The 9209-nt window shown below is 36.0% G+C and carries 8 protein-coding genes and 1 other annotated feature; of the genes, 3 read left to right on the top strand and 5 right to left on the bottom strand.

All coding sequences use genetic code 11. The features are described 5' to 3' along the window. Nucleotides 1-307 precede the first annotated feature (307 nt). Complete coding sequence (locus ACOQFO_RS06780) at nucleotides 308-643, bottom strand: zinc ribbon domain-containing protein YjdM (RefSeq protein WP_421688936.1); 336 nt, start codon at nucleotides 641-643, stop codon at nucleotides 308-310. Nucleotides 644-936: 293 nt separating this feature from the next. On the opposite strand from ACOQFO_RS06780, the gene serC reads away from it, so the two are divergent. Continuing rightward, nucleotides 937-2034, top strand: a complete 1098-nt coding sequence (gene serC / locus ACOQFO_RS06775; RefSeq protein WP_421688935.1) for a 3-phosphoserine/phosphohydroxythreonine transaminase — start codon at nucleotides 937-939, stop codon at nucleotides 2032-2034. Nucleotides 2035-2296: 262 nt separating this feature from the next. Here the strand turns inward: serC and yhaM are convergent, their stop codons facing one another. Then, nucleotides 2297-3232 (bottom strand): 3'-5' exoribonuclease YhaM, encoded by a 936-nt coding sequence (gene yhaM, locus ACOQFO_RS06770; protein ID WP_421688934.1) that lies wholly within the window; start codon nucleotides 3230-3232, stop codon nucleotides 2297-2299. Between the two features lie 242 nt (nucleotides 3233-3474). Between yhaM and ACOQFO_RS06765 the strand changes: the two genes are divergently transcribed. Further along, on the top strand, nucleotides 3475-3660 hold the full coding sequence (locus tag ACOQFO_RS06765; protein ID WP_421688933.1) for a YhzD family protein: 186 nt from the start codon (nucleotides 3475-3477) through the stop codon (nucleotides 3658-3660). Between the two features lie 61 nt (nucleotides 3661-3721). On the opposite strand, the gene ACOQFO_RS06760 is transcribed toward ACOQFO_RS06765, so the two are convergent. Together ACOQFO_RS06760 and ACOQFO_RS06755 are read right to left on the bottom strand one after the other, a co-directional pair. Then, nucleotides 3722-4504, bottom strand: coding sequence for an enoyl-CoA hydratase (locus ACOQFO_RS06760; RefSeq protein WP_421688932.1), 783 nt, complete (start codon nucleotides 4502-4504; stop codon nucleotides 3722-3724). Nucleotides 4505-4578: 74 nt separating this feature from the next. Then, nucleotides 4579-6228 carry an FAD-binding dehydrogenase gene (locus ACOQFO_RS06755; RefSeq protein WP_421688931.1) on the bottom strand — a complete coding sequence of 550 codons (1650 nt, stop codon included), beginning with the start codon at nucleotides 6226-6228 and terminating at the stop codon, nucleotides 4579-4581. A 328-nt stretch (nucleotides 6229-6556) separates the two neighbouring features. Continuing rightward, nucleotides 6557-6795: a binding site (T-box leader), on the top strand. 168 nt (nucleotides 6796-6963) lie between these two features. Here ACOQFO_RS06755 and serA point away from each other — a divergent pair. Next, nucleotides 6964-8583, top strand: a complete 1620-nt coding sequence (gene serA, locus ACOQFO_RS06750) for a phosphoglycerate dehydrogenase (protein ID WP_421688930.1) — start codon at nucleotides 6964-6966, stop codon at nucleotides 8581-8583. 338 nt (nucleotides 8584-8921) lie between these two features. Here serA and ACOQFO_RS06745 read toward each other — a convergent pair. Continuing rightward, on the bottom strand, nucleotides 8922-9209 hold a 288-nt coding region (locus ACOQFO_RS06745), incomplete at its 5' end, for a hypothetical protein (protein WP_421688929.1).

Genomic DNA, 9209 nt, shown 5'->3' with positions numbered 1-9209 from the left:
AATGAAGCCTCTATTTTGACAGAATTTATTAAATCCAAGCAATTTTGTCCAAATGAAGCCTCTATTTTGACAGAATTTATTAAATCCAAGCAATTTTGTCCAAATGAAGCCTCTATTTAGACAGAATCCATAAAATCCAAGCAATTTTGTCCAAATGAAGCCTCTATTTAGACAGAATCCATATAATCCATCCAATGTTGTCAAAATGTGCCCTTATCTAGACAGAAATCAACATCCACCCCCCTGCTCCAACCTAACCAATAAAAAAAGAAACCCTCTCACTTAAATGAGAAGATCCCTACCATCATTAAATCTTTTTAACGAACTCTGATTTTAACTGCATTGCACCGAATCCATCGATTTTACAGTCAATATTATGATCGCCTTCTACAAGACGGATGTTTTTTACTTTCGTCCCTTGTTTTAAAGGTTGTGAGCTACCTTTTACTTTTAAATCTTTGATGACTGTTACTGTGTCGCCGTCAGCTAGAATGTTGCCATTCGTATCCTTTACCACTAGCACATCGATTTCATTTTCTGTTTCTTCCACTGACCATTCATGCGCACATTCTGGGCATACATACATTGAGCCATCCTCATATGTATATTCTGAATTACATTTTGGGCAGTTAGGTAATTTCATTGATAAAACCTCCAAATTCTAATCTTACTCCACTTTTAGTATAAATGATAACTCGTATTTATCAAATTCACTTACTGTATTCCAATTTGTACTGATACACATACGAACAAATTGTGAATTTTCTGTAACAATTCAGATGAATCTTAAGTGAAATTAAGAGAAATCCTAGGTAATATGCGATTCTTTTCGACAATTTTATTAAAAATAAATAATTTAAAGACTTTTGCCATTTTTAATAAAAGGGTTTATTATCTATAAACATATAGCAAATTACTAAACTAGGAGTGGTCACATTGAGTACAACAAACAATCGTGCATACAACTTTAGTGCAGGACCTTCTGCTCTACCTTTAGAAGTTCTTGAGAAAGCGCAAGCAGAATTAGTGAATTTCAACGGAACAGGTATGTCTATTATGGAGATGAGCCACCGAGGTAAAGTGTATGAAGATGTGCACAACGAAGCAATTGCTCGTCTAAAAAAACTGTTCGCTATTCCAGAAAACTATGAAGTATTGTTCTTACAAGGTGGAGCAAGCCTTCAATTCTCTATGGTTCCAATGAACTTCTTACAAGAAGGGAAAAAAGCTAGTTACATACTAACAGGATCATGGTCAGAAAAAGCCTTAAAAGAAGCTAAACTATTTGGTGAACCAGTAATTGCTGCTAGTTCAAAAGAAAATAAATATCGTAACATCCCGGCTTTAAGTGAGATTCAATTCAATAGTGATGATGCTTATGTACATCTAACTTCTAACAATACAATCTACGGTACTGCGTGGAATGAGTTCCCTGATACAGGTGATGTCCCACTAATTGCAGATATGTCTAGTGATATCTTATCTAAGCCAGTTGACGTAAGTAAATTCGCTTTAATCTATGCAGGTGCTCAAAAAAATCTTGGACCATCTGGTGTAACAGTTGTTATCATTCGTAAAGATTTGCTAGAAAAAGAAAACAAAAATATACCAACAATGTTAAAATACACAACACATGCAGAAGGAAATTCTTTATACAACACACCTCCTACATTCGGTATTTTCATGTTAGGTGAAGTGTTAAAATGGGTTGAAGCTCAAGGTGGCGTTGAGGCAATTGCTAAGCGCAATGTAGAGAAAGCTGGACTTATTTACAATGTAATTGATAACAGTAATGGATTCTACTACGGTCATGCTACACCTGAATCACGTTCACATATGAACATCACATTCCGCCTTGCTGACGAAGAATTAGAAAAGCAATTTTTAGCTGAAGCAAAAGAAGCTGGATTTGTTGGATTAAACGGTCACCGTTCTGTTGGTGGTTGCCGCGCATCAGCATATAACGCTGTTCCTGTTGAAGCTTGTCAAGCTCTTGCAGATTTCATGGTAGAATTTCAAAAGAAACATCAATAAGTAATTAATGACTTCGGTATCATCACCGAAGTCTTTTCTTTACATAAAAATAGGCAAATTTACTAATGCATATTAATACAAAAGTTACTAGATTTTCCTGCAAAAAAATAAGATAGTTAAATTAGTAAGTTGTTTGCTTACTAGTTAGCTTTATCCTCCTTCATAATAGATGCTGTAAGAAAAAGGATTGACTTGGAAGTATAAACACTTCTAGTCAATCCTTTTAATTTAATCCGCTAGCCAAAACTAGCTTACCCTTATCTTAAATTGTCGGCTTATAAAATGAACGGTTGTCTAAAGCAAATAATCTTTCTGTAAACTCACCAGGTTTTGTTTTACCTAATGCTCTAGATAACATGTTCATTTTGGCATCAATATTATCGATATAGTGTAAAATTTCCGCTTCTTGGATCATCGGTTTTTTCGGGCTTCCCCATTCTTCTTTACCATGGTGGGATAGTACAATGTGTTTAAGAAGAACCACTTCTTCCCCGTCAATTTCCAATTCATTTGCAGCTTGACCAATTTCATCTACCATAATGGAAATATGGCCCAATAAATTACCTTCAATCGTATATGTAGTTGCAACTGGACCAGTCAATTCTTTTACTTTTCCGACATCGTGTAAAATAATTCCCGCGTAAATTAAATCTCTGTTTAATGTTGGATATAAATCACAGATTGCTTTTCCTAAACGTAACATCGAAACAACATGATCTAATAAACCAGACGCATAGTCATGATGGTTTTTAGAAGCTGCAGGAAACACTAATAATTCTGGTTGGTATTTTTTAATAATATGGCGTGTTATTCTAGAGATCTTTGGATTTTTTATTTCAAAGAAAAATTGAGTGAGTTCATCAAATAATTGTTCTTTTGGCGTAGCAGAAGAAGGAACTAGATCGTTAATTTTCACACCATCTTCTGGTTTTGCTACTCGTATTTGTTTAATACGAAGTTGGTTTTTCCCGCGGTAATCATGAATTTCTCCACCAACACGAACGATTGTCTCCGCTTTATACAATTGTTCATGCTCTTCATTGGTATCCCAAAGTTTAGCTTCGATATCCCCGCTTTTATCTTGTAAAACTAGTGACATGAATGGTTTCCCGACTGTTGTCACACCTTTTGTCGCTTGTTTAATGAGTAAAAATTGGTCTACATGTTCCCCGGCTTGGAGTTTTGTAATTCCTTCCATAAGAGAAATCACTCCTTTCAGTCAACTTATGTTTCATGCAATATCTAGTATTCAATGATATTGTAACATGTGTTCCGTTTTGTTTCGATGGGAATAAAAGATTTCCAATCATTTAGATAACTAGATTCTAAACATCTAAAAATGAATGGGGATTCACAATTGTTTCTATTTGATGTATGATTTTTTATAACAAAATGCAATTTTTTGTTTATGAAAATACTATAGTGAGAGTGGGGATTGTGATGGAGAATTATCGTTTTACTGCATTTGAAAAAACTGGGGAAACTTTGTTTGATGAAGTATGGACTTTTGAAAATGAAGATGTAGCAAAAGTAGAAGGCCAAAAACGAATTGAAGAGAACGGTGTAGCTGAAAAAACACATCGATTAGTAAACTCTTCAGGGAAGTTATTATTATTCCATGTGTAAATGAAAAGCGCGACCGTTTATTTCAACGAGCGCGCTTATTTTTTATATGTTAGATTCTATTTTATTTCCCCTTAAAAACTGGCTTACGTTTTTCAACAAAAGCTTGAATACCTTCCAGATGATCTTCCGTTTGTCTCATCCGAGTTTGAGCATTTGCTTCACTTACAAGCGTCGCTTTTAATTCATCAAGTTTCTTCTGATGATATAGTTTCTTAGTTTCAATCATTGAAGAAATTGGTGAAGCTAATAGTTTTTGAACAATTTGATTAACAAACAGTTCTGCATTTCCTTCAGGTGCTATATGGTCTACCAATCCTAGTTGATGAGCTTCATGACCATTCATTACTTTACCTTCCCAAATAACTTGTTTTGCTTTAGGAACTCCTAATCTTTCTTTCATAAAGAAATGACCGCCACCATCTGGAACGAGTCCGATTCCTATGAAATTCATTGCAAGCTTGCTAGATTCCTCTGCAACTAAAATATCATGTGCTAATGCAAGGCTAAATCCTAAACCCGCTGCCGCACCATGTACTTGAGCTATTGTAATCATCGGTAATTGATAGAAAGCTAGAGCAAGCCTTGTCACCTCTTGCATAAGTACATTAAAATCTGTTACTTCGTTTGACTGCAACATCATTTTTATGTCGCCACCTGCCGAGAAGCCTTTTCCATCTCCCTTAACGACTAATATTTGAACTTCGTTATGATCTTTTAGCGATTCAAAGCAGTCCGCTAATTCCCCTATCATTTTCGCATCCATTGAATTCATCGCTTGAGGACGACTCAATGTAAGAGTTGCTAAACGACCCTTTACTTCTAAATTAATTGTTTCGTATGTCATTTCCCCACCCCTTATTGAAATATGAATGTACATTCATTCACTCTTACTATTTTACATTGTAGTTCATTAATCCTTTATTCATTACTTAAATATTTTCCTACTTGTCTTCCAGTAAATAAACAGCCTCCTAAAAAAGTACCTTCAAGGGAGCGATAACCATGCACACCACCACCGCCAAATCCACAAATTTCTCCAGCAGCAAATAGTCCGTTGATTGGTTCACCTTGTTCATTTAAAACTTGGCCATTTAAATTCGTTTGAAGACCACCTAATGTTTTGCGGGTTAATATGTTTAACCGTACCGCGATTAATGGTCCATTTTTTGAATCCAGAAGTTTATGAGGAGGTGCAACTCGTATTAATTTATCGCCTAAATAGTTACGTGCACTTCGGATTGCCATAACTTGAGCATCTTTTGTAAATTTATTGTCTATTTCACGATCTCGAGCTAAAATTTGTTCTTTAATTTTGATGAAATCAAGTAACTCATTTCCTGCTAATTGATTCATGCCTTCCACTAGATCTTTCAAGCTATCAGCTACAACAAAATCCGCTCCATGATCTTTAAAGGCTTTTACAGGTGCAGGTGGCCCTGGTAAAATACGCTTCATTATGTCTTTAATGCTTTTGTTTGTTATATCTGGATTTTGTTCAGAACCAGAAAGTGCAAATTCTTTTTCCAGTATTTTCTCTGTTAAGATAAACCAAGAATAATCATAACCCGTTTTTAAAATTGCTTCTAAAGTTGATAGCGTATCAAAGCCTGGGAAATTTGGGGCTCCGAAACGATTTCCTTCCGCATCAAACCATATGGATGATGGGCCAGGTAAAATTCGTATTCCATGGTTATTCCAAATTGGATTCCAATTTCTTAACCCTTCTGTGTAATGCCACATGCGATCCCGGTTAACAATTCTTCCGCCATTTCTCTCTGCAATTTCAAGCATTCGACCATCTACAAAAGTTGGTACACCTTGAACCATAAAATCTGGTACTTTTCCTAATCGTGATGGCCAATTTTTTTTCACTAATTCTAAGTTAGCACCAATTCCACCACTGGAAACCACAACTGCGTCGGCACGGTATTCAAAGTCATCAATTTCATTACGATTACTTTCTTGTCCTCTTTCAATGTTACTCTCTTCTAATACCTTTCCGATAACCCCTACTACTGCTCCATTTTCTAAAATTAGATCATCTACTCTATGACGAGGTTTAAAGTCTATTAAACCTGATTTATGAGCTTCTAATACTTTATTGGCAAACGGTTCTACGATTCCGGGCCCTGTTCCCCAAACGATATGAAACCTTGGAACTGAGTTACCGTGTCCACCTGCTAGTGAGCCTCCTCTTTCTGCCCAACCAACAACCGGAAATAATTTAATCCCCTTCGATTTTAACCAGCTGTATTTTTCACCCGCTGCAAAATCAACATAGGCCTTTGCCCATTGATACCCCCAATAATCCTCATCTTCATGACGATCAAAACCAGCTGTACCTAACCAATCTTGCCATGCCAATTCTTTACTGTCTTTTATGCCTAGCCTTCTTTGTTCAGGTGTATCGATTAAAAATAATCCCCCAAAGGACCAATAGGCTTGCCCCCCAATTGAATTTGCAGGTTCTTGATCAAGAAGTAATACTTTCTTCTTACTATCAATCAATTCACAAGCAGCGGTTAAACCAGCTAAACCACTACCTACAATGATGACGTCATATTTCATATACATCCCCCTTTGTTTCTATCTGTTAATTTCGATTTTCTACTTCGTTTCCCTTCTTTTCATACTTATTCTTCGGAAATTAAATTTTGTCCTGATAGTCAGATTTCATTTTCGTCTAAATTATCTGTCTCTTTCAACATTTCTCTTGTATTAGGAACAGTTTTCTTAATACTTGAGATTAAAATACGAATGAAATGATATTGATTAGATTAAATAGTTCGTTTTTTAGTCATAAATGAAACCGTTTTCTTAATAATCATTAACTTTTTAGCCGAATTCTGTTGACAAAGGTGAACATTCGGTTTATGATGGATTCAAATTTAATTAACAAAATATAAAGACGGAGACATGCATAATCGTATGGATTTAATAGAGAGCTGATGGTTGGTGCAAATCAGTAGTTCAACGGTTAATGTTCCACTCCCGAATAGATTGGTTGAAATAATAGTATGCCAATCCGTCTCATACACGTTACGTATATGCTAAGGTTATGCGATTTTTGATTCTTGCATAACAAATTAGGGTGGTACCACGTAAGTCTGTTAATGATAGCCTTTCGTCCCTTACATTATGTAAGGGACGAGAGGCTTTTTATATCAGCATGTAGGGGATGATATTTCGAGAATTTATTAACTACTAGGATACTTACGCTCATGTATGTTTGAAAATTTATTAAACAAATAGATTCCATTACCTAAACTATAATAATTAATCACACTAAAGGAGAGTTTTCACATGGTAACAAAAACAGCTACAGCAACAAATGCAATTAACGTATTTATCGCAGATCCACTAAGCGAAGATGGTATCTTCCCACTTCGACAAGAAACTGAATTAAACTTAAATGTTATTGTTGATACAGGTTTAACACAAGACCAACTTATTTCAAAAATTGAAGATGCTGATGTGTTATTAGTTCGTAGCCAAACAAAAGTAACGCGCGAAATTATTCAAGCGGCGAAAAATCTTAAATTAATCGGCCGCGCAGGTGTTGGTGTAGATAATATCGACCTAACTGCAGCTACAGAACACGGGATTATCGTAGTAAACGCACCAGACGGTAACACAAACTCTGCTGCAGAACATACAATTGCGATGATGACTTCACTTGCACGTCACATCCCTCAAGCTTATAACGCTTTAAAAAATGGTATTTGGGATCGTAAGTCATACGTAGGGGTAGAGCTTAAAGGTAAAACATTAGGTGTAATTGGTTTTGGTCGTATCGGTGTTGAAGTGGCTTACCGCGCAAAAGGTCAACGTATGGAAATCTTAGCCTATGATCCATTCTTAACAGAAGAACGCGCTGAAAAGCTTGGCGTTAAAAAAGCAACAGTAGAAGAAATTTGTGTTGCTGCTGATTTCATCACAGTGCATACACCACTTTTACCAGATACGAAAAATTTATTGAACAAAGAAAAATTCGCTATGATGAAAGACGGCGTTCGCATTATTAACTGTGCTCGTGGTGGAATTATCAATGAAGACGATCTATACGATGCAATCGTTAGTGGTAAAGTGGCAGGTGCAGCTCTTGACGTATTCGTTGAAGAACCAGCTACTGACAATAAACTTTTAACTTTACCGCAAGTTATTGCAACGCCTCACTTAGGTGCTTCTACTGTTGAAGCTCAAGAATCTGTTGCAGTTGACGTGTCTAACGATATTATTAAATTCTTTAAAACAGGTACTGTAACAAACCCAGTAAACATGCCTTCAATTCCAAAAGAATTACTTGCACAAGTTGAACCATTCTTCGAGTTAGCTGAAAAATTAGGTGCATTCTTATCACAAGTAACAGAAGAAGCAATTAAAGAAGTAAACATCTCTTACGCTGGTGAAGTTGCAAATTACGATGTTCGTCCATTAACTTCAAACGGTTTAAAAGGTTTATTAAAGAAAAACCATGGCGATCACGTAAACGATGTTAACGCTCGTTACTTATCTGAACGTGTTGGTATTAAAATTAATGAACATAAAACTACAACAGCTAAAGGGTTCACGAACTTAATTACTGTTGAGATTAAAACGAAAAACGAAGTACATTCGGTTGCAGGTACATTACTAAATGGACTTGGCGCACGAATTGTTAAAGTTGAAAATTATGTAGTAGACGTGGTTCCAAATGGTCACTTACTATACATTAAAAACACTGACAAACCAGGTGCGATCGGCCGTGTTGCAACAAAATTAGCTGAAAAAGACATCAATATCGCAACAATGCAAGTTGGTCGTGACCAAGTAGGCGGAACAGCAGTTATGATGTTAACAATTGATAATGAAGTAACTGATGAAGATTTAGTATATGTAGGTCAACTTGAGAATATTGATGAAGTAAAAGCAATTACTTTATAAGTTCATTTTCACTTGATGCCCTTCATCTATTGTGATGAAGGGCATTTTTCTGATTATTGGGTTTGGTTTTGGGATTCATTAGTTTGATGAAGACCACTTTTCTGATTTTCGGGATTGGTTTTGGTCTTCATCACTTCGATGAAGACCACTTTTCTGATTTTCAGGATCGGTTTTGGTCTTCATCACTTCGATGAAGACCACTTTTCAGATTTTCGGGATTGGTTTTGGTCTTCATCACTTCGATGAAGACCATTTTTTCGAATTTCGTGATCGGTTTTGGTCTTCATCACTTCGATGAAGACCACTTTTCTGGTTTTCGGGATTGGTTTTGGTCTTCATCACTTCGATGAAGACCACTTTTCTGATTTTCGGGATCGGTTTTGGTCTTCATCACTTCGATGAAGACCACTTTTCTGATTTTCGTGATTGGTTTTGGTCTTCATCACTTCGATGAAGACCATTTTTTCGAATTTCGTGATCGGTTTTGGGGCTGTCCAAAAAGCCCTAAAAAGAAAACAGATGAATGGAAATTTTGATTTCCCATTCATCTGTTTTCTATTTTCTTTGATTTTTAGTGAAAGTAGCTGGCGGATGCCTGCTACTTTCAGGAGATTGTGAGCCATTGC

The organism is Ureibacillus sp. MALMAid1270 (assembly GCF_049202975.1).
Taxonomy (GTDB): Bacteria; Bacillota; Bacilli; order Bacillales_A; family Planococcaceae; genus Ureibacillus.
Note: the sequence above shows the minus strand (reverse complement) of the source record. Positions and strands in the feature narration are given on the sequence as shown.